This window comes from Nonomuraea sp. NPDC005650 (genome assembly GCF_040605375.1).
Lineage (GTDB): Bacteria > Actinomycetota > Actinomycetes > Streptosporangiales > Streptosporangiaceae > Nonomuraea.
In genome coordinates this window covers 189,091-209,962 of the sequence record NZ_JBEXCR010000013.1, presented here as the reverse complement: position 1 = coordinate 209,962, position 20,872 = coordinate 189,091, and the positions used below count along the sequence as shown (strand labels likewise).

18 protein-coding genes are annotated in these 20,872 nt (G+C 72.6%); 10 read left to right on the top strand and 8 right to left on the bottom strand.

Going from position 1 to position 20,872, the window contains the following annotated elements:
- The first annotated feature begins 12 nt into the window (after nt 1-12).
- From ABZS69_RS23705 to ABZS69_RS23665, 9 genes are all read left to right on the top strand, one after another.
- A complete protein-coding gene (locus tag ABZS69_RS23705; protein ID WP_355376194.1) occupies nt 13-1,410 on the top strand; it encodes an FAD-dependent oxidoreductase in 1,398 nt (465 codons plus the stop codon).
- A 97-nt stretch (nt 1,411-1,507) separates the two neighbouring features.
- A complete protein-coding gene (locus ABZS69_RS23700) occupies nt 1,508-2,998 on the top strand; it encodes an aldehyde dehydrogenase family protein (protein WP_355376191.1) in 1,491 nt (496 codons plus the stop codon).
- A 46-nt stretch (nt 2,999-3,044) separates the two neighbouring features.
- A complete protein-coding gene (purU, locus tag ABZS69_RS23695; protein ID WP_355376400.1) occupies nt 3,045-3,935 on the top strand; it encodes a formyltetrahydrofolate deformylase in 891 nt (296 codons plus the stop codon).
- Nucleotides 3,936-3,964: 29 nt separating this feature from the next.
- Nucleotides 3,965-4,900 (top strand): hypothetical protein, encoded by a 936-nt coding sequence (locus tag ABZS69_RS23690; RefSeq protein WP_355376188.1) that lies wholly within the window; start codon nt 3,965-3,967, stop codon nt 4,898-4,900.
- Between the two features lie 28 nt (nt 4,901-4,928).
- Nucleotides 4,929-6,227 carry a hypothetical protein gene (locus ABZS69_RS23685; protein ID WP_355376185.1) on the top strand — a complete coding sequence of 433 codons (1,299 nt, stop codon included), beginning with the start codon at nt 4,929-4,931 and terminating at the stop codon, nt 6,225-6,227.
- 41 nt (nt 6,228-6,268) lie between these two features.
- The gene (locus ABZS69_RS23680) at nt 6,269-7,168 is read left to right on the top strand and encodes an MBL fold metallo-hydrolase (protein ID WP_355376182.1); all 900 of its coding nucleotides are present in this window, start codon (nt 6,269-6,271) and stop codon (nt 7,166-7,168) included.
- A gap of 38 nt (nt 7,169-7,206) precedes the next feature.
- Nucleotides 7,207-8,442: an Nramp family divalent metal transporter gene (locus ABZS69_RS23675; protein WP_355376179.1), complete on the top strand. Its 1,236-nt coding sequence runs from the start codon at nt 7,207-7,209 to the stop codon at nt 8,440-8,442.
- A 46-nt stretch (nt 8,443-8,488) separates the two neighbouring features.
- Entirely contained in the window at nt 8,489-9,034 is a 546-nt protein-coding gene (locus ABZS69_RS23670) for a PadR family transcriptional regulator (RefSeq protein WP_355376176.1), read from the top strand.
- 21 nt (nt 9,035-9,055) lie between these two features.
- Nucleotides 9,056-10,036 (top strand): NADPH:quinone reductase, encoded by a 981-nt coding sequence (locus ABZS69_RS23665; RefSeq protein WP_355376174.1) that lies wholly within the window; start codon nt 9,056-9,058, stop codon nt 10,034-10,036.
- Between the two features lie 40 nt (nt 10,037-10,076).
- On the opposite strand, the gene ABZS69_RS23660 is transcribed toward ABZS69_RS23665, so the two are convergent.
- From ABZS69_RS23660 to ABZS69_RS23650, 3 genes are all read right to left on the bottom strand, one after another.
- Nucleotides 10,077-10,706, bottom strand: coding sequence for a helix-turn-helix domain-containing protein (locus ABZS69_RS23660; RefSeq protein WP_355376171.1), 630 nt, complete (start codon nt 10,704-10,706; stop codon nt 10,077-10,079).
- A gap of 71 nt (nt 10,707-10,777) precedes the next feature.
- Nucleotides 10,778-11,710 (bottom strand): alpha/beta hydrolase, encoded by a 933-nt coding sequence (locus ABZS69_RS23655; protein WP_355376169.1) that lies wholly within the window; start codon nt 11,708-11,710, stop codon nt 10,778-10,780.
- A 254-nt stretch (nt 11,711-11,964) separates the two neighbouring features.
- Nucleotides 11,965-12,711 (bottom strand): dienelactone hydrolase family protein, encoded by a 747-nt coding sequence (locus ABZS69_RS23650; protein ID WP_355376166.1) that lies wholly within the window; start codon nt 12,709-12,711, stop codon nt 11,965-11,967.
- Between the two features lie 120 nt (nt 12,712-12,831).
- On the opposite strand from ABZS69_RS23650, the gene ABZS69_RS23645 reads away from it, so the two are divergent.
- Nucleotides 12,832-12,975, top strand: coding sequence for a hypothetical protein (locus tag ABZS69_RS23645; protein ID WP_355376163.1), 144 nt, complete (start codon nt 12,832-12,834; stop codon nt 12,973-12,975).
- A gap of 33 nt (nt 12,976-13,008) precedes the next feature.
- On the opposite strand, the gene ABZS69_RS23640 is transcribed toward ABZS69_RS23645, so the two are convergent.
- The 5 genes from ABZS69_RS23640 to ABZS69_RS23620 form a co-directional block, all read right to left on the bottom strand.
- A complete protein-coding gene (locus tag ABZS69_RS23640; protein ID WP_355376161.1) occupies nt 13,009-14,691 on the bottom strand; it encodes an AMP-binding protein in 1,683 nt (560 codons plus the stop codon).
- Nucleotides 14,672-16,771, bottom strand: coding sequence for an acetate--CoA ligase family protein (locus tag ABZS69_RS23635; protein WP_355376158.1), 2,100 nt, complete (start codon nt 16,769-16,771; stop codon nt 14,672-14,674). Before ABZS69_RS23635 ends, ABZS69_RS23640 begins: the two co-directional genes overlap by 20 nt.
- Before the next feature lie 55 nt (nt 16,772-16,826).
- On the bottom strand, nt 16,827-18,377 hold the full coding sequence (locus ABZS69_RS23630; RefSeq protein WP_355376155.1) for an FAD-dependent monooxygenase: 1,551 nt from the start codon (nt 18,375-18,377) through the stop codon (nt 16,827-16,829).
- Nucleotides 18,377-19,777, bottom strand: a complete 1,401-nt coding sequence (locus ABZS69_RS23625) for an aromatic acid/H+ symport family MFS transporter (RefSeq protein ID WP_355376152.1) — start codon at nt 19,775-19,777, stop codon at nt 18,377-18,379. The genes ABZS69_RS23630 and ABZS69_RS23625 overlap by 1 nt, the downstream gene beginning before the upstream one ends.
- Before the next feature lie 168 nt (nt 19,778-19,945).
- Entirely contained in the window at nt 19,946-20,770 is an 825-nt protein-coding gene (locus ABZS69_RS23620; RefSeq protein WP_355376149.1) for a PaaX family transcriptional regulator C-terminal domain-containing protein, read from the bottom strand.
- Nucleotides 20,771-20,872: the final 102 nt, after the last annotated feature.

Sequence of the window (20,872 nt, the reverse complement as noted above, 5' to 3'; positions counted from 1 at the left end):
CGAGGCCAGGGCATGCGAACGGACCCGCCGCGCGCCGCGGTGATCGGCGCGGGACCGTCCGGCTTCTACACCGCGGAGCAACTGCTCGCCGCCGGTTTCGAGGTCGACCTCATCGACGCGCTCCCCACGCCGTACGGGCTCGTGCGGGCGGGAGTGGCGCCGGACCACGCGAAGATCAAGAGCGTCACCCGGATGTACGCCAGGATCGCCGCGCGGCCGGGCCTGCGCTTCTTCGGCGGCGTCGAGTTCGGCCGCGACATCACCCGCGACGAGCTGCTCGACCGCTTCCACGCGGTGGTCTACGCGGTGGGGGCGGCGGACGACAACCGCCTGGGCATCCCCGGCGAGGACCGGCCCGGCTCGCATCCCGCCACGGAGTTCGTCGCCTGGTACAACGGGCACCCCGACTTCGCCGACCACGGCTTCGGCCTGTCGGCGCGGCGAGCGGTGGTGATCGGGCACGGCAACGTCGCCCTCGACGTGGCGCGCATGCTCGTGTCGGACCCGGCCGAGCTCGCGCGTACCGACATCGCCGACCACGCCCTGCGGGCTCTGGTGCGGTCCGCGGTCCGCGAGGTCGTGGTGCTGGGCCGGCGCGGCCCGGCGCAGGCGGCGTTCACCCATCCGGAGCTGCGCGAGCTGGGCGAGCTGTCGCGCGCCGACGTGCTCGTCGACCCCGCGGAGGCCGAGCCGGACGCGCACAGCGCGGCCTGGCTGGCCTCCGGGGCGGCCGGCCCCACCGCGCGGCGCAACGTCGAGACCCTGCGCGAGTACGCGCGGCGCGCGCCCGCCGGGAAGACGCACCGCGTCGTGCTCAGGTTCGCGCGCTCGCCGGTGGAGATCCTCGGTGGCGCGGACGGATCGGTCAGCGGGCTGCGGATCATGCGCAACCGCATCGAGGCGGGCGCGGACGGCCGCCCGCGGGCGGTGCCGACCGGCGAGGAGGAGGTGATCGGGTGCGGACTGGTGCTGCGCTCGATCGGCTACCGCGGGCGGCCGCTGCCGGGCGTGCCGTTCGACGGGCACCGGGGCGTCATCCGCAACGCGGGCGGCCGGGTGCTCGGCGCGGACGGCGCGCCGTCGCCCGGCGAGTACGCGGTCGGCTGGATCAAGCGCGGGCCCAGCGGCGTGATCGGCACGAACAGGAAGGACGCCGCCGACACCGTCGCCAGGATCGCCGAGGACGCCGCGGCCGGCGCGCTCAACAGCCCCGGCCGGCCCGACGCCGGCGAGGTCGCGGCCTGGCTCGCCGGGCGGGTCCCCGGCCTGGTGCGGTGGGACGGCTGGGAGGCCATCGACCGCCACGAGATCGGCCTCGGCACGCCGCTCGGGCGTCCCAGGGTCAAGCTCGTGCGGCGCTCGGAGCTGGTCGGCGTGGCGCACGGCGAGCCGGGCGTTCAGACCGGTTAACTGCGGCGTCGTAAAATCAGGGAAGACAATTTCTGCCACTATATGGCAATATGAAGTCAAGCTAGCGCTTGCCGCGACGATGGAGAGAGGGCATGCCATGGCCATCGCTCAAGCCGTGCACGACCGAGCCGACGCCTTCGCCGGCTCGTCCCACAAGCTGCTCATCGGCGGGCGATGGGTCGAGGCCGCGGCGGGCGAGACCTTCGCGAGCGTCGACCCGGCCACCGAGGAGGTGCTGGCCGAGGTCGCCCGCGGGCGGGCCGAGGACGTCGGCCGCGCGGTGCGGGCGGCGCGGGCCGCGTTCGCCGACGGCTCACCGTGGCGGCGGATGACGCCCTCCGCGCGCGGGCGGCTGATCTGGCGGATCGCCGACCTCCTGGAGGAGCACGCCGACGAGCTGGCGATGCTGGAGACCCTCGACAACGGCAAGCCCTACGCTCTGGCGTGCGGCGACGTGCGCGGCGCGGCCGACCTGTTCCGCTACATGGCCGGCTGGCCGACGAAGATCGAGGGCGCGACCGTGCCGCTGTCCTCCCTCGCGATGCCCGGCGAGTACCTCGCCTACACGCACCGGGAGCCGGTCGGCGTGGTCGGGCAGATCATCCCGTGGAACTACCCGCTGCTCATGGCCTCGTGGAAACTGGCCCCCGCGCTGGCCTGCGGCTGCACGGTGGTGCTCAAGCCGGCCGAGCAGACCCCGCTCACCGCGCTGCGCCTCGGGGAGCTGCTGCAGGAGGCCGGGCTCCCCGACGGCGTGGTGAACATCGTGACCGGGTTCGGGGACGCCGGCGCGGCGCTGGCCGCGCACGACGACGTCGACAAGGTCGCCTTCACCGGCTCGACCGAGGTCGGCAAGAAGATCGTCGAGGCCGCCGCCGGCAACCTCAAACGGCTCACGCTGGAGCTCGGCGGCAAGTCGCCGATCGTGGTCCACACGGACGCCGACCTGGAGAACGCGGCGGCGCACGCGGCGAGCGCGATCTTCTACAACCAGGGGCAGTCCTGCACCGCGGGGTCCCGGCTCTACGTGCACGAATCGGTCTTCGACGAGGTCGTCGGCCGGATCGCCGAGGAGGCCCGCAGGCTCAAGGTCGCCCCGGGTACGCACCCCGGCGCGGAGGTCGGCCCGCTCGTGTCCGACGAGCAGTTCGGCAAGGTGCTCGGCTACGTGGACAGCGGGCGCGCCCAGGGCGCGGAGGTCGTGACCGGCGGGCGCCGCGCCCGCGACCGCGGCTACTTCGTGGAGCCGACGATCCTCACCGGCACCACCCCCGGCATGAGCGTCGTCCGCGAGGAGATCTTCGGGCCGGTCGTGTGCGCGATGCCGTTCGGCTCCCTGGAGGAGGCCGTGGCGAGCGCCAACGACACCCGGTTCGGGCTGGCCGCCGGGATCTTCACCCGCGACCTGTCGACGGCCCACCGCACCGCGCGGCTCCTGCGCGCCGGGACGGTGTGGATCAACACGTACCACGTCTTCGACGCCGCGCTGCCCTTCGGCGGCCGCAAGGAGTCGGGATGGGGCCGCGAGATGGGCGCCCAGGTGCTCGACAACTACCTCGAAACGAAGTCGGTCGTGACGGCGCTCTGAGCCCGATCGGACCGTGTGATCTCAAGGAGGTGCCGTCATGCCCGTCATGACCGTTCCCCGGCACGATGGCAGCCCGGTCACGGGCGAGCCGGGACAGGTGCTGCGCATGCTCATCTCGTGCCCGGACCGGCCCGGGATCGTCTCGGCGGTCTCGCGATTCCTGTTCGAGTCCGGGGCGAACATCCTGCGGTCCGGCCAGTACTCCACGGACACCGGTGGTGGCACGTTCTTCCTGCGCACCGAGTTCGCCCTCCCGGAGGGGAGGCGCGACGGGTTCGCCGAGCGGTTCGGCCTGACCGTCGCCGAGCCGTTCGGCATGGTGTGGCGGCTCTGGGACGCGGCCCAGGCCAAGCGGGTGGCCGTGCTCGTGTCGCGGTACGACCACTGCCTCCAGGACCTGTTGTGGCGCTGGCGGCGCCGCGAGCTCGGGGCGGAGATCGTCCTGGTCGCGTCGAACTGGGAAGACCTGCGCGGCGAGGTGGAGGCGGCCGGGCTGCCCTACCACCACGTGCCCGTGTCGAAGGGGAAGAAGCCCGAGGCGGAGGCCCGGCTGCTGGAGCTGCTCAAGGGCACGTGCGACCTTGTGGTCCTGGCGCGCTACATGCAGATCCTCTCCGCCGAGTTCGTCGACCGCGTCGGCGTGCCCGTCATCAACATCCACCATTCCTTCCTGCCCGCGTTCATCGGGGCGGGGCCGTACGAGCAGGCGAGGGAGCGCGGCGTCAAGCTCGTCGGCGCCACCGCGCACTACGTCACGGCCGAGCTCGACGCCGGCCCGATCATCGAGCAGGACGTCGTGCGCGTGACGCACGAGCACTCGGTCGAGCAGCTCACCCGGCTGGGCGCGGAGATCGAGCGGACCGTGCTCGCCCGCGCGGTCCAGTGGCACTGCGAGGACCGCGTGGTGCGCCACGGAAACACCACGGTCGTCTTCTGACCCCGATCCAAGACGAAGGAGAGTCGGCCATGAGCAAGGTCGTCGCCGGAATATGCATGTCGCACAACACCGGCCTCAACATCCTGATGGACCGCACGTCCGATCTGGAGGGCGCGCGGCGCTGGCGGGCCGCCCTGGACCGTACGCGGGAGGTCCTGCGGGCGGCCAGGCCGGACGTGCTGGTGGTGGCCGGGTCGAACCACTTCATGGGCGTCTACCTGGACCTGGTGCCGGCGTTCACGCTGGGGGTCGGCGACGTCAACGGCGACGGCGACGAGGGCACGCCGGAGGGGCCGCTGCCGGTGGACACCGAGCTGGCGCGGTCGCTGGCGTTCGGCCTGCTGGAGCGGGAGTTCGATCTGGGGATGTCGCTCCGGCTGACGGTCGACCACGGCATCACCATGGCGATGCAGCACCTCACGCCCGAGCTCGACGTCCCGGTGGTCCCGCTGGTGATCAACGCCTTCACGCCGCCGCTGCCGACGCCGGGCCGGGTCCGGGCGTTCGGCGAGGCCGTACGGGAGATCGTCGAGTCCGACGGCCGGGACAAGCGGGTCGCGGTGATCGGCACCGGCGGGATCTCCCACCACCTGCCGTTCTTCCTGAAGTGGTGGCAGGTCGAGGAGGACCAGCAGTTCCTGGTCGACGCGCTGTTCGCCGGCCGCGACGACGAGACGACCCGGAAATGGGTCGCCGCCCGGGGCGCGGCGATGCGCGGCGTCGAGCCGCGGGTCAACCCCGAGTTCGACCGGGAGGTCGTGCGGATGGTCGTCGAGCGCGACTGGGGAGCGATCTCGGCGCTGTCCTTCGACAAGATCGAGGAGCTCGGCGGCAACGGGGCCCAGGAGATCCGCAACTGGATCTTCGCCGCCGCCGCGGCCGGCGACGGGCGGGGCGAACTGATCGATTACGTCCCCATGCAGGAATGGCACACCGGCCTGGCGGCGGCGACGCTGCTCGCCTGAACCATCCGGATCGAGCGATTGGCGCATCATGTTCGACGAATCCAGGCTCAACATGTTCCTCGCCCCGCGCGAGATCACGAACTGGCAGGACGAGCAGCTGTCGTGGAAGACCTCGTGCTTCCTGCACGCCGGGCTGTCGGTCTCGGGCACGTTCCGGGTGACGGGGCCGGACGCGGAGCGGATGTTCAGCGACATCGCGGTCAACAACGTGGCCCGCGTGCGGGTCGGCGCGTCGACGCACCTGATCATGTGCAGCGACCGCGGCCGGATCATGGGGCACGGGATGCTGCTGCGGGAGGGCGAGCAGCGGTTCCTGACGGTCGTGCACCCGATGCACGTGCCGTACGCGGCGGAGTCCGGGAAGTACGACGTCGAGGTCGAGGACCTGTCCGGGACGCGGTTCATCTTCCAGGTCGCCGGTCCCCGGTCGCTGGAGGTGATCGAGGCCGCCCTGCGTGAGGACCTGCACGACCTCCGCTTCCTGCGGCACCGTCCCGCCGGGCCCGGCAGCCGGCATCTGGGCGTGACCGGGGGCGAGCTGAGCGTCATCCGGCTCGGCATGAGCGGGACGCTGGCGTACGAGGTGCACGGGGCCGTCGAGGACGCCGCCGTGGTCTACGAGGCGCTGATGGCCGCGGGGGAGCCGTTCGGGATCCGCGCGCTGGGCTCGTCGGTGTACCTCAACGCCCTGCACACCGAGACCGGGTTCCCCAACGAGTACATCCATTTCGCGCCGGCCTTCGGCGACGACCCCGGCATGATGGACTTCCTGAACAGGACCGGCCTGCTGATGCTCCCCGCGCTGCACGGCAGCCTGGGCGACGACCTCGCCGACCGCTACGTCACCCCGTACGACGTCGGCTGGGGCCACATGGTCAAGCTCGACCACGACTTCAAGGGGCGCGCCGCCCTGGAGGCGATCGCCGGCGCTCCGCCGCGCGGGCTCGTGACCCTGGTCTGGAACCCCGACGACGTTCTGGAGGTCGGCCGCTCGTTGTACGAGCCCGGCGCGGCCCGCACCTTCATGCGGATGCCGGCCGACGACCGGATCCAGGGAGGCGTCCCGCGCCTGTACAACGACCAGGTCCTGCGCGGCGGCGCCGTCGTGGGCATGTCGACCGGCCGGATGTACAGCTGGTACTACCGGGAGATGCTGTCGCTGGGCGTGCTGGACAGCGAGCTGACCGCGCCCGGCACCGAGGTCACCGTGCTGTGGGGCGAGCCGGGCACCCACCAGAAGGAGATCAGGGCCGTCGTCGCCCGATATCCCTACCTCGACCTGGAACGCAACGAGAAGGTCGACGTCAGCGCCATCCCAACCCTGTAGCGCGTTGTCATTTCCTGTGATCCGAGAACGGAGTGATGGGCATGGACCGGACCCGAACCGGCTGGTACGTCGACGACCGGTGCCTCAACTGCAACATCGCGCGTCAGACCGCGCCCGGCCTCATCGGCATGGAGCCGGGCGGTGACTACGGGGCCCACTCGGTCATGCTCCGCCAGCCCCGGACGCGGGAGGAGGTGGAGCGGATGTACCTCGCGGCGCACGCCTGCCCGACCAGGTCGATCCACCCGCCGGCCGACGAGTGGGACCAGGGCTCCGATCCGTACCCGAAGGCATTGGACGAGAACGTCTACCTCTGCGGGCACGCCTCCGCGCGGACCTACGGCGCCACCTCCTACCTGCTGCGCCGCCCCGACGGCACCGCGATGATGATCGACACCCCGCGCTGGCAGCCCGCGCTCGCCCGCCGCTACGAGCAGCGGGTCGGGCAGGTCACCGACGTGCTGCTCACCCATCTCGACCACGTCGCGCACGGCCGCCAGTACGCCGACCACTTCGGCGCCCGGCTCTGGATCCACGAGGGCGACCTGCACTCGCGCCCCGACGCCGACTCGGTCATCCGCGGCACGGACCCGGTGGAGATCGGCCCGGGAGTGATCGCGTACCCCTTCCCGGGACACACGGCGGGCAGCGCGCTGTACGTCGCCGACGACAGGTACTGCTTCACCGGCGACGCCTTCTACTGGTCGCACACGACCGACGACCTGGACGTGTTCGAGAGCGTCGTGTACGACTCCATCAAGACGACGGCCGTCTCGATCGCCCGCGCGGCCGAGGAGCTGCGCTTCGAGTGGGTGCTGCCGGGTCACGGCGACTTCAGGCGCCTGCCCGCCGAGGAGATGACCGAGCGGATGCGGGGGCTGGGGGAGCGGGCGGCCGGCTATCCGACCATGGAGGTCGACTACGGCAAGGTCCGCTGGTGACTGTCGCCCGGCGCGGCCGGGTCATGTGAGGAGCGGCCATGATCGAGCAGCCGGTGCGGAGCCCCGCCAGGCCGGAGCGACGGCTCGTGCGGCTGCTCGGGCCCGCGTTCGTCGCCGCCGTCGCCTACGTCGATCCCGGCAACATCGCGGCCAACGTCTCGGCCGGAGCCGGCCACCAGTACCTCCTGGTCTGGGTGCTCGTCGCGGCCAACGCCGTCGCGGTCGTCGTCCAGTACCTGTCGGCCAAGCTCGGGCTCGTCACCGGGCGCAGCCTCCCCGAGCTGCTCGGGGACCGGCTGCCCCGGGCGGGCCGGCTGGCGTACTGGGCGCAGGCTGAGCTGGTCGCCGCGGCCACCGACGTGGCCGAGGTCATCGGCGGCGCGATCGCGCTCCACATCCTGTTCGGGATCCCGCTGCCGCTCGGCGGCCTGATCGTCGGGGTGGTCTCGATGGGGATCCTCGCCGTTCAATCGCGTCGCGGCCAGCAGCCCTTCGAGTTCGTCGTGATGGGGCTGCTGGCCGTCATCGCGGCCGGTTTCGTGGCGGGCCTCTTCGTCAGCGGTCTGGACTGGGGGCGGGCCGCGGCCGGGCTGGTCCCGCGGTTCGAGGGCGCGCCGACCGTGCTGCTCGCCGCCGGCATGCTGGGCGCCACGGTCATGCCCCACGCGGTCTACCTGCACTCCTCGCTGGCCCGTGACCGCCATGGCTTCGACCCGGACCCGGCCAGGACCCGGCGCCTGCTCCGGGCCACCAGATGGGACGTGACCATCGCCCTGGTCGTCGCGGGATCGGTGAACATCGCGTTGTTGCTGCTGGCCGCGGCCAATCTGTACGGCGTGCCGGGCGTCGACACGATCGAGGGCGCCCAGGCGGCCATCTCCCACGTGCTGGGCCCGGCCATCGGCGCCGTCTTCGCCGTCGCGATCCTCGCCTCCGGCCTGGCCTCCACCTCGGTCGGCTGCTACGCGGGCGCGGCGATCATGTCGGGCCTCCTGCGCGCCCGGGTCCCCCTCCTGGCCCGCCGCGGGGTCACCCTGGTGCCCGCCCTCGTCCTGCTGTGCTTCGACATCAACCTGACCTGGGCGCTGGTCCTGAGCCAGGTGCTGCTCAGCGTCGGCATCCCGTTCGCGATCGTTCCGCTGGCCTGGCTGACCAGCAGGCGACAGCTGATGGGCGCGTTCGCCAACACCCTCGCGCTGCGGATCACCTCCGGCGCCGCCACGATCGCCATCGTCGCGCTGAACCTCGTCCTGCTCTACCTGACCTTCAGCTAGCTTGCCTCGGTTCGAGGTACCTCGATTCGAGGTATAGTCTGGCGGCATGCTGGAACTCGCCGTACTCGGCTTCCTCGCCGGCGGCCCGCTGCACGGCTACGAGCTGCGCCGCCGCGTCGCCCAGCTGTCCGGCCACACCCGCCCGGTCAGCGACGGCAGCCTCTACCCGGCGATCAACCGCATGCTGAAGCGGGGCCTGCTCGACCGGCGCGTCGAGCCGGGGGCCGCGGCCGCCCAGCGCCACGTCCTGAGCCTGACCGACGCCGGGCGCGCGGAGCTGCTGGAGCGCCTGCGCGAGCCCGCCGACCACGAGATCACCGACGGCGGCCGGTTCTTCACGATCCTGGCCTTCCTGTCGCTGCTGCCCGACGCGGCCGACCGGGACGCGGTGCTGCGCCGGCGTCTGCAGTTCCTCGAACAACCGGCGAGCTTCTTCTACGAAGGCGAGCGGCCGATGCGGGCCGACGAGCTCGCCGACCCCTACCGCCGCGGCATGCTGCGGATCGCCCGCGCCACCAGCCGCGCCGAACGCGCGTGGCTGCACGAGATGCTCGACGACGGCCCGGCGACGCCGGATCGGCACACCGACTGACGAACCCCAAGGAGGTCGCGCATGCTCGCGTCCTGGTACGACCGGCAAGGACCCGCCGCCGACGTCCTGCGAGTGGGCGAGCTGCCCGACCCGCGGCCGGGCCCCGGCGAGGTCCGGGTACGCGTACGCGTGTCCGGCGTGAACCCCGGCGACACCAAGAAGCGCCGCGGCTGGCTCGGCTCCTCGATGCCCTACCCCCGGGTCATCCCGCACAGCGACGCGGCCGGGGTGGTCGACTCCGTCGGCGAGGGCGTCGACGCGCGCCGCGTCGGCCAGCGCGTGTGGGTGTACGGCGCCCAGTCCTACCGGCCCTTCGGCACCGCCGCCCAGTACACCGTCGTGCCCGGCCACCTGGCCGTGCCCCTGCCTGACCACCTCGACGACGAGCTCGGCGCCGCCCTGGGCATCCCCGGGATCACCGCGCACCGGGCGGTGTTCGCCGACGGCCCGGTCGACGGCCGGATCGTGCTGGTGCACGGCGTGCTCGGAGCCGTCGGCTCGCTGGCCGCGCAACTGGCCGGCTGGGCCGGAGCCACCGTGATCGGCACCGTGACCCGCACCGGCGACCTCGACCGCGTCGACTCCTCCGTGGTGTCCCACGCCGTGGCGCTCGACCGCGGCGACGCGGCGGAGGCCATCCGCGCCTGCGCGCCGCAGGGCGTGCACCGCATCATCGAGGTGGCCCTGTCTGACAACGCCGACCTGGACGCCGCGGTCGTCGCAAACGACGCGGTCATCGCCGCCTACGCCACCCGCGCAGACCGGACCGAGCTGCCGTTCTGGCCCCTGCTGTTCGCCAACGTGACGCTGCGCCTGCTCGGCAGCGACGACTTCCCCCTCCAGGCCAAGCGGCACGCCGCCCGCGACCTCACGGCCGCGGCCGCCGCCGGCGCCGTGCGGGTCGACATCGGCGCTCGCTTCCCGCTGGCGGACCTCGCCAGCTCCCACGAGCGCGTCGACGCCGGCGGCCGCGGCCGTGTCCTCGTCACCATCCCCGAGTGAGGACTGCCTCGTACGGGCGTTCCTGCGGAGCCTGCGGAGGTCAGTCGAACAGGCTGCGTGCTCGCGGGTTCCGGACCACGGGCACGGCCGGGGGTTGGACGGTCGCGGTGGCGGGGGAGAGGCCGTCGAGGACGAAGCCGAGGTAGCGGCGCCAGCCCTCGGTCTTGGGGTCCATGCTCCAGAGCACTCGGGTGAGCATGGCCAGGATCCTGTTCAGGTCTTCTGGAACGAGGTCGGCCCGCAGGAGGCGGGCCTGCTGGGCCCGGTGCATGAGCAGGGTCATGGCCTCGAAGTACGCGGTGGACAGGTCGGGGGTGAGGGAGTCGGTGCTTTTGGCGGCGGCCAGGGTGTTCATCTCGCGGGCCACCATGGCGAGGGCGGTTTCGAGGAGCGTGGTCAGGCCGTGCAGCGGGTTGTCGTCGTCGAGTGCGCGCTCGATCGCGGGTGTGAGGTCCTCGGCCACCCGTTGGTCGAGGACGGCCTGGATGAGGTCGCCGCGGCGGGGGAAGTGGCGGTAGAGCGTCCGGATGCCCACGCCGGCGCGGCGGGCGATCTCCTCGAGTGACACGTCCGGGCCGTCGTCGGTGAAGGCGGCGTGTGCGGCGCGCACGATCCGTTCGACGTTGCGCGCGGCGTCGGCCCGCAGGTGCCGCTCAGTCTCTGTGGCCACCGTCCGATCATACCAACTGGCAGCATTGTGCCAGTTGGGCTGTTTTGCGCACGACCTGAGCGTCTACGGGGTCACGCGGCCGGCACGGAGTGCAGGAACTCGCGGATGTACCGCGCCGTCCTGGTGGGCGCCTGCATGTGCGGGAAGTGCCCCACGTCCGGCAGCACGACGAAACGGCAGTCAGGCAACGTCGACGTCGCCTTGCGGAACGGGCCCACCGCGTTGCGCTCGTCGTCGCCCCAGAGCACCAGCACGGGCCGCTCGATCCGCTTCAGCTCGTCCTCGTAGCACGCCTCGGGGCGGGTGCCGCGCAGGCCGATGATGCGGCTGCGCAGGTACTGCCAGTTCTTCTCGCAGCCCGGGAGCTGGGAGCCCGCCGACCGGGCCTGGTAGAAGACGTCCGGCAGGCCGCCGGGCGGTATGCCCCAAAGATTGCGATGCAGATTCTCCTGCCCCTCCGGCGTCCGCCCGGCCTCGGTGTATCCACGTCCGAAACGGGGGAACGTGGCCCGCACCCGGATGCCCCAGGCCGCGTACCGCGACACTCCGGCCGCGTAGCTCGGGATCACGATGGCCCGCACTCGCTCCGGATGGGCCAGCGCGAACGGGAGAGCGAATATGCCACTGAACGACGAGGCCACCAGCACGGCCGACTCGAGGCCGAGCCCGTCCATCAGGGAGGCCAGGTAATCGACGGCATGCGCGCGCAGGTCCGGCACCTCGCTGTAGTCGAGGTAGCCGCTGCGCCCGTAGCCCGGCCGGTCGATCGCGAACATCCGCAGGTCGCCGGCCAGCTCCGCCATCAGCGGCGCGAAGTTCCATCCCTCGCCGTCGCCGCCGTGCATCAGAATCGCCGGCACCCCTCGGCCGTACTCCAGGACGTGCCCGGTGATGTCCGGGCGTTTCAGGGCGAGGTGGTGGTGCGTGGCCTCGATCCCGTAGTGGTCGAGGACGGCCTGTTCCAGCTCTTCGTAGGAGGCGGTGGTGGTCTCCGTGGCGCTCATGACTCTCCTCGCAGCCAGCTTCATTGCCACTATATGGCAACGCAAGGCGAACGGGAAGCGCCGTCGGCCACCTCCGTGGATCCAGAGCCGGGTGCCGAACGCGTCGGCGTACTTTCGCCCGTGCGCGACGTGGTCGAGCAGCACGTCAGTGATCTTGCCGACCCGCCGCTCGTGGCGACGCGCGAGCGCGAACGGCCGGCCGGCCCTGCTCTTCGGTCGCCGCCCCGGGGGTTCGTCGCCCATTCGGGTCGTGCTCAGGACTCCGTGTCCTTGAGGTGGTTGTCGAAGAAGGTCTCGATGCGCCGCCACGCGTCGGCGGCGGCCTCCGGGTCCGGGCCCATGCCGGCGACGCGCATCAGCGGGCGCAGCGGGCGCGGGCCGGTGGCCGCGTCGTTGAGGAAGGAATGGCCGGCCTGCGGATACTCCTTGACGTCGTGGACGACGCCCAGCCGCTCCAGCGCCGCGTCCAGGCGCTCCGCCGCGCCCTTGAGCATCCGGTCCCGGCCGCCGTAGCTGGCGACGATCGGGCAGGCCCCGGCCAGTGCCGCGTCGAGGTCCTTGGGGAGAATCCCGTAGTTGGCCGAAGCCGCGCCGAAGCTGCCCTTGCCCGCTGCCATCAGGGCGAAGGAGCCGCCCATGCAGAAGCCGATGATGCCCACCGCCCCGGTGCAGTCCGCGTGTTCGGCCAGAAAGGTCCGGGCCGCCGCGATGTCCTGGTACGCCCGGCCCTGACCGGACAGTGCCGCCCGCATGGTGGGCACCAGGCAGCGCCGTGCGCCTCCTTGCGTGAACAGGTCCGGCATCAGCGCCAGATAGCCGGCGCGGGCGAGCCGTTCCGTCTGGCGGAGCATGACGTCGTCGACCCCGAGGGCCTCGTGCACGACGACCACCCCCGGCCGGGGACCGGCCGTCTCGGGCCGGGCGAGGTGGCCCGTCAACCGCTGGGAGCCGCCGGCCGCGGTGCTGAAGCCGCCCAGGTCAACCGTTTCCGGAACAGGCATGGCTTTCCTCCTCGTTCGTAGCGTCGGCGTCACAGGCGGAGGACCGGACGCGGGCCGCGGGAGACGCACATCATCATCGTCTCTCCGCAATCACGCTCCTCGACGCCGAGAACGGAATCTTTGTGGTCGCGCACGCCCTCCAGCATCTCCGTCCACTTCGAAGCCCGCGCCGGTGAGGACCTGCCCACGGTCGGACGATGGCGCTTCACCGGCGACTTCCACCACCCGGTGCACCTGCACCTGGCGCACCTCCGGGTGATCTGACACGCAGCGGGAGGCGCCGTTGATCGCCGCCGTTCAGGTGCCGGTCTGTGCGGACAGCCGGTCGGCGATGTCAGCGCGCAGGGCCTTCTTGTCGATCTTGCCTACCTTGGTGGAGACGAGCTCCTCGACGATCACCAGGTGTTCGGGGATCTTGAAGCGGGCCACGCCGCTGCCCTCCATCCACGCGCGGATGTCCTCCAGCGTCACCCTCGCCCCCGGGCGGGGCACGACGTACACGCAGACGCGTTCGCCGAGCACGGTGTCCGGCATGGCCACGGCGGCGACCTGGCTGATCGCGGGGAGCTGGTAGATGAGGTTCTCGACCTCCTCGGCGGAGATCTTCTCGCCGCCGCGGTTGATCATGTCCTTGTCGCGGCCCTCGACGATCAGATTGCCCTCGGGGGTGCGGCGGCAGATGTCGCCGGAGCGGTACCAGCCGTCGGCGTTGAACGCGCGGGCGTTCTGCTCGGCGGCCTTGTAGTAGCCGCGCGGGGTGTAGGGGCCGCGGGTGAGCAGCAGGCCGGGTTCGCCCTCGGGGACGTCGTTGTCGAGCTCGTCCACCAGGCGCACCTCGTCGGCCGGCGACAGCGGACGGCCCTGGGTGGTGCAGATCATGTCCTCGGGATCGTCGAGGCGGGTGTAGTTGAGCAGGCCCTCCGCCATCCCGAACACCTGCTGCAGGGTCGCCCCGAGCGTGGGCCTGACCTTGCGGGCCGGTTCGTCGGCGATGCGGGCGCCGCCGACCTGCAGGACCCGCAGCGTACGGAGGGCATCGGCGCCGTGCTCGGCCGCGTGCTCCAGCCAGCGCAGGGCGATGGCGGGGACCGCCGCGGTGTGCGTGACGCCCTCGGCGGCGATCGTGGCGAACGCGCGGGCGGGCTCCGGCGACGGCAGGGTGACCACCCGCCCGCCCTTGAGGAGCGCGCCGAGCAGGCCGGGGCAGGCGAGCGGGAAGTTGTGCCCGGCGGGCAGGGACACCAGGTAGACGGTGCCGGCGTCCATCCCGGCGAGGTCCGCGCTGGCCAGGGCGTTGTAGGCGTAGTCGTCGTGGGTGCGGGCGATGAGCTTGGGCAGGCCGGTCGTACCGCCCGACAGCAGGAAGACGGCGACGTCGCGGCTGCCTGGACCGCTCGCGTCCAGGCGGGCGCGGTCGGCCTCGGCGGGCGGCGCGCACAGGGCGCGCAGGTCGACGCTCGCGGGGCTGAGGTCGTCCCCGGCGACGAGGACGTGCCAGTCCGCGCCGGTGGCCGCCCGCACCTCGTCGGCCAGCTCGTGCCCGAGCGCCTGATGGTCGAAGCCGCGCATGCGGTCGGGGACGGCGATCGCGACGGCCTCGGCGTGGGTGGCCAGATAGCCCAGCTCTGCGCGCCGGTGCCCGGGCAGTGCCATGACCGGCACGATCCCGGCCCGCAGGCACGCCAGGGTGAGGACGACGAACTCCCAGCCGTTGCCGAGCTGCACCACGACGCGGTCACCGCGGCCGATGCCCAGCTCCAGCAGCCGTACGGCGGCCGCGTCGGCGCGTTCGGCCAGTTCGGCGTGGGTGAGGCGGAGCCCGGCCACGGGGTCGATCAGGGCGGGCGCGCCGGGGGTCCGGCCGGCGACCTCGCGCAGCAGGTGCCCGAGCGGGACTCCGGCCCAGTAGCCTTCGGCGGCGTAGCGCCGCGCCTCGGCGTCGGGCCAGGGTACGACGTGGTCAGAGATGGGGCTGGGCATCGTCGGCCTCCCTGGGGATGATCACGGCGTCGAGTGCGACGAGACCGTCGGCGGTGAGTCTCAGCGGGTTGATCTCGATCTCGTCGAGCAGGGGGTTGGCGGCCAGCAGGCCGCCGAGGGCGACCACGATCCGGCTCAGCTCGTCCACGTCCAGTACGGGGCCGCCGCGCCACCCGGCGAGCAGGGCCCGCCCGGCCAGCTCGGCGGGCATGGAGGCGGCCTGGGCCAGGCTGAGCGGGGCGAGCCGGATGGCGACGTCCGCCAGCGCCTCGGCCACCGTACCGCCCAGACCGGCGAGCACGACAGGGCCGAAGACGGGGTCGCGGCGGGCGCCGACGATGAGGTCGACCCCGGGCGGTGCCATCTTCTCGATCAGGCAGCGGCGGGCGCCGGCGGCGTCCAGCCGGTCGAGGGCCGCCTCCAGCTCGTCCGGGCCGGTGATGTTCAGGTGCACGCCGCCGAGCTCTGTCTTGTGCAGCACCGCGGCGTCGAGCAGCTTGACCGCGACCGGCCCGCCGAGCTCGCCGAACGCCGCGCGGGCGGCGCCCCGGTCCCGGCAGGCGCGGCGCGGCATGGTCACCACACCGAGCCGGCCGAGCAGCTCCTTGGCCTGATGCTCGTCGTACGGCCCGAGCAGCTCCACGGCCTGGCGCTCGTCGTACGGGCCTGCGACGCCTTCGGACACCCCGCCGCCGGGCGAAGGGGGTTGGACGGTGCGCGCTCGGGCGTCGGCCAGGAGGGCGGCGGTGGCCGCGGCGACACCGCGCGGTTCGGCCGCGACGGCCACACCCGCCGCCAGCAGGGCCTGCCGCCGCCGGGCGACCTCCTCGCCGGTCCCGGCCAGGCCCAGCACCATCGGCACCTCAGAGGTACGGCCCTGCCGCACGGCGGCGACGATGTCGACGGCGTCGGGCTCGTGCAGCGTGTACGCGGCGATCACGTCCACGCCCGGGTCCGCGGCGACCGCGGCGAAGATACGCCCCAGGCCGGGGCCGGGACGGCCGGTGTCGACCGGGTTGCGCTGGTAGGTCAGCGGCGGCAGCAGCTCCGCCAATGTGTCCCGGGTGGCGGCGGACAGCTCGGGGACCCGGGCCCGGCGGCCGCGCAGGTCGTCCAGGAGCAGCAGGCCGGGGCCAGCCTGCGCGGTCACGACGCCCACCCCCGCGCTCGCCCGCGGCGACAGGCGGGTGACGGAGAGGGCGCCGACCGCGTCCACCAGCTCGCGCTCGTCGTCGACCAGCACCGCGCCGGCCTGGGCGAGGGCGGCACGCGTCAGGCGCCACGACGTCGCCAGCGCGCCGGTGTGCGAGGCGGCGAAGGCGCCAACGTCGTTGCGGCCGACCACGAGGGCGGCGACCGGGCGGCGCGCGGCGAGCCTGCGCACGGCGGCGACCAGGCGGGGGCCGTCGGTGACCGACTCGATGTGCAGCGCCACGGCCCCGGTGGCGGGGTCGTCCGCGAGATGGTCGAGGACGTCGGGGGCGCCGACGTCGACGGCGTTGCCCAGGCCCACGGCCAGGCTGATGCCGTGCCCGGCCTCGGCCAGCAGGAACGCCAGGGCGTGGTTCACGCCGCCGCTGGCCGCGACGACGGCCACCCTGCCGGGCCGGACCTGGGCGGCGCCGGGGACGAAGGTGGCGGTGAGGCCGGCGTGGGGGGCCAGGAAGCCGCTCGTGTTCGGGCCCAGCACGCGGATGCCCGTCTCGGCGACGACGTCGGCCAGACGCTGCTGGCAGGCCGCCCCGGCCTCGCCCGTCTCAGCGAACCCTCCGGCGTGGATCACCGCGGCGCGGGCTCCCGCGGCTGCCGCCGCCGCCAGGGCGTCGGCACAGGCGGGGGCGGGCACGCAGATCATCGCGAGGTCGACGGGGCCGTCGGCGGCGGCTTGGGCGACGGAGGCGTACATGGTGTCGTCGCGGCCGTTGACGAGCGCGAGCCGGCCTCCGGCGGCCGCGAACCCGGACAGTGAGCGGGCGAGCGTGGCGCCCAGCTTGTGCGGATGGCGCGACGCCCCGACGACGGCGATGCCGCGCGGCGCGAACAGCGCTTTCAGCTCGCCCGAGATCGCGGTGGCGGTCATGCGGTGACTCCCACGATCAGCTCCGCCGAGATCACGGTGGCGGGGTTGGTGGCGGTCATGCGGCGACTCCGACGAGGTCGGCGCGGCCGGACAGCACCAGGGTGTGGGCGCGGTCGCGGTCGAGGGCTGGTTCGATCGTCAGCGCGGGGAGCCGATGGTGCAGGCGTGCCTGCTCGCAGAGCAAGATGCGCGTCAGCGGCGTGCCGCCGCCCACCGCGACCAGCACCGGAGACCCCGGAAGGCCGGCGAGGCGGGCGAAGGCGTCGGGCAGCCCGGCCTCGGTGTCCGGCGCGTGCAGCAGCGCGCCCCACGGTCCCGGCCGCGGGGTGGCCGAGAGCGGGAGGTCGCCGGCCGCCGTGGGCGTGGCGCCGGCATCCGTGGTGATTCGCACGAGCCGGCTCCCGACCTGCCACCCGCCGCTCTCGAACGGCGTGTCCAGCGGCTCGGCGCCGTGCGCCGCGGTCCACCTGCTCCGGCTGGTCTCGACGAACTCGGGTGCGCGGCGGGCCAGGCGGGCGTCGGTGATGCTGCGCGACAGGAAGTGGTAGGCGAACTGCCACGGCTCGAAGGCGTCGTAGTAGCGGCCGAAGTGCTCCCACCAGGACAGGCTCGGCCGGGCGGCGTCCTGCACCTGCCGTACGGACGGCTGGGCGGCCTCCTCGTAGGCCGCGAGCGCGCCCGGCAGGTCGTCGCCGTGCTCGGCGAGCGCGCGAGCGAGCGCCACCGCGTCCTCCATCGCCATCTTCGTGCCGGAACCGACCGAGAAGTGCGCCGTGTGTGCGGCATCGCCCAGCAGCACGACCGGCTGCGGTGTCAGGGTATGCAACCGTTTAGTACGGCGAGTCCGGAAATTTCCCCATCGTGAGTTGTTGGTGAGTAGCCGTTTCCCGTCGATCTGGTCGGCGAACAGCTTCTCCAGGTACGCCTTGGAGGCCAGGTCGCTGGGCCCGGGCGGCTGCGTGACGTCGAACGCGTCCAGCCCCGCCCGCCGCCAGGACGCCTCGTCGGTCTCCACGATGAACGTCGACGCCTCGGCCGAGATCGGGTAGCCGTGCACGGCGAAGACGCCGTCCGGGCCGCGCTCGTGCACGAAGGTCAGCCCGTCGAAGAGGTAGTCCGTGCCGAACCAGATGAACTTGGCCGTGGCGCTCTCGACCTCGCTGCCGCAGTCGAGCAGGTCGCGGATGCGCGAACCGGTCCCGTCGGCGGCGACGACGAGGTCGTACCCCGCCAGGTCGTCGAGCCGTGCCTCGGTGGCGAAACGCAGGTCGGCGCCGACGTCGCGGGCGCGCTCCTGCAGCAGCAGGAGCAGGGTTCGCCGGACGATGGCGGCCATGCCGTTCCCGCCGCAGCGGACGCGCTCGCCCTTGAGCCTGACCTCGATGTCGTCCCAGTGGCGGCCGTGCTCGTCGAGCGCCCGGCGCAGCACCGGGTCGGCCTCGTGGATGCCGGCCAGGGTGCGGTCGGAGAAGACGACCCCGAAGCCGAAGGTGTCGTCGGCCCGGTTGCGTTCGAACACGGTGACCTCGGCCGACGGCACGAGCCGCCTGATCATGGTGGCGAAGAACAGCCCGCCCGGGCCGCCACCCGCGACAGCGATGCGCATCAGTTCCCCCTGACCCTGGTGTTGCGGTGGCCCGCCTGTTCCTCCGGGTGTGCGGTGCTCCCCCCGGCCGTCTCGCGGCGGGCGAGGCCGGTGGCGGCCCGGCCGGCGCGCATTCTCGGCACCGCGGCGATGAAGACCGCGCCCAGCAGGGCCGGCAGCACGAACGCGTAGAAGTTCCACTCCACGCCGAGGCCGGACCCCAGGATCCAGCCGCCCAGGAGTGGCCCGAGGATGGCGCCCAGCCGGCCGACGCCCAGGGACCAGCCCAGCGCCGTCGCCCGTACGGACGCGGGGAAGTGCGTGGCGACGTAGCCGTTGACGAGGATCTGGGTGCCGACGCTGCCGAGCCCGGCCACGGCGACGCACGCCATGAGCACGCCCGTGCCGAGGCGGAGGCTCAGGAGATAGAGACACAGGGTCGCGGCGAGGAAGGCGCCGACGGTCACGATCTTCGAGCCGACGCGGTCGGCCAGGAAGGACACCAGGATGGTGCCGACGATGGCGCCCAGGTTCAGGGCCAGCAGGAACTGGAGCGAGGAGCCGAGCGGGTAGCCCGCCGCGCGCATGATCTGCGGCAGCCAGGTGTTGAGGCCGTAGACCAGCAGCAGGCCGCAGAAGCTGGCCGCGCCGAACAGCGCCGTGGCCGCCAGGTTCTCGCGCCGGAAGAGCACGGCGATCGAGCGCGTACGCGTCGCGGGCCCCCGCTCGGCGCCGGACTCGCCCGCGGCGGACTCGTCGAGGGTGAGCCCGTATCGGGCGGCCAGTGCTTCGGCCTCGGCCCGGCGTCCCCTGGCCAGCAGGAAGCCCGCTGATTCCGGCAGGTACCGGACGGCCAGCGGCAGGACCAGGACCAGCGGCGCGGCGCCGATCCAGAACATCAGCCGCCATCCGTGCTCCGCCAGCAGCGTCAGTGCCAGCACCGCCGCCAGGATGCCGCCGACGGAGTAGCCCGAGTACATCAGTGCGTTGTAGAGGTTGCGCCGCTCTTTCGGGGCGTATTCGACGGTGAGCGCGATGGCGGTGGGGACGACGCCGCCGAGTCCGAGCCCGGCCACGAAGCGGAACAGGCCCAGCAGCTCCGGGGACGGCGCGAGGGCGCAGAGGATCATGGCGAGCGAGAACCAGGTGACGCTGGCGATCACGATCTTCCGACGGCCGACGATGTCGGTGATCACCCCCGCGACCAGGGCGCCGATGAGCATGCCCATGAGCGCGTAGCTGCCGATCGCGCCGACCTGCGCGGGCGACAGGTGCCACGACTTGTCGGCGAGCAGGTTCGGCACGACCGATCCGTAGACGATGAGGTCGTAACCGTCGAAGACGATCGAGGCGAAACAGATGGCGACGACGGGCAGGCTGCCCTTGCGGCGGATGGACGGGGGATGCGCGACAGCGTCCATGATCACTCCACGGAGCGAGAACCAGAGAGTTCGGCGCACGGCCGAAGGTGTCGCCGACGTTACACACCAATCAGACGACCGTCAATGAGATGAAACTATTCTGGCGTTCTCCGCGATGGAACAGCGATTTTGGGCGTGACAGGCACAGGGGCATGGCCCCCGGACTTGTCATGTGTGGGCGGCCGCCTTGTTCAGCGGGCCGACGCCCAGGGAGGCGCAGAAGCCCTCGGCCTCCGGAGCAAGGCGTTCGTGCAGGTCGAGGAAGAGATCGTGCACGTCGCGTCCCACCCAGCCGGCGGGCACCAGCTCCAGGGGCAGATCAGGGTCGTCGAAGGGCAGCATGCGGTAGTCGTGCACGAGGCGGATGCGCTCGACCAGCGCCTCGCGCCCGCGCGGCGGCACCGAGGAGAAGCGCGCCAGCAGCGCCCGGTAGGCGTCACGCTTGGCGAGCAGGGCCAGGTGCAGCTCCTTGAGCTCCCAGCACCGGTTGGCCATGTCGATGTCGGCGGCGGCCCCCATGGACCGGCTGATCAGCAGGTCGAGCCGGACCGAGGGCTCCTGGGCGAGCTCCTCGGCGACCTCCTGCAGGCGGTCGTGGGGAGAGATCCACGTGGACGGCGCCAGCGGCCCGAAGCCCAGCCATCTCAGCTTCTTGCGAACGCGCTCCCGGGCGGCGCGGTCGGTCTCGGGAACGTGGTAGATGGCGACGCGCCACTGCCGGTCCCACGGCTCGCGCTCGCGCTGGAAGATGCGCCTGCGCCCCTCGTCGAGCAGGCGCCAGCTCTGGTCGGTCAGGCGGTAGAGGGTGGTCCGGCCCCGCTTCTCGGTGTCGAACCACCCTTCCTTGCGCAGCCGCGCCATCACCACGCGGGTCGTCGCCTCCGGGATGTCGAAAGCGGCCAGCAGGTCGGTGAGGGTCTGCAAGGGGGCCGCGCCGCCGTCGTAGCGCAAGTAGTCGCCATAGAGATCGAACACGATCGACCGCGGCTTCACCCGACCCGCCTCCGCTCATCGCAGCTCAGAACGTGAAACAGGCTAGCACGCATCATGATTGTTTATGGCGCTGGTCAAACCACTAATCAAGAGGCTCTTGGC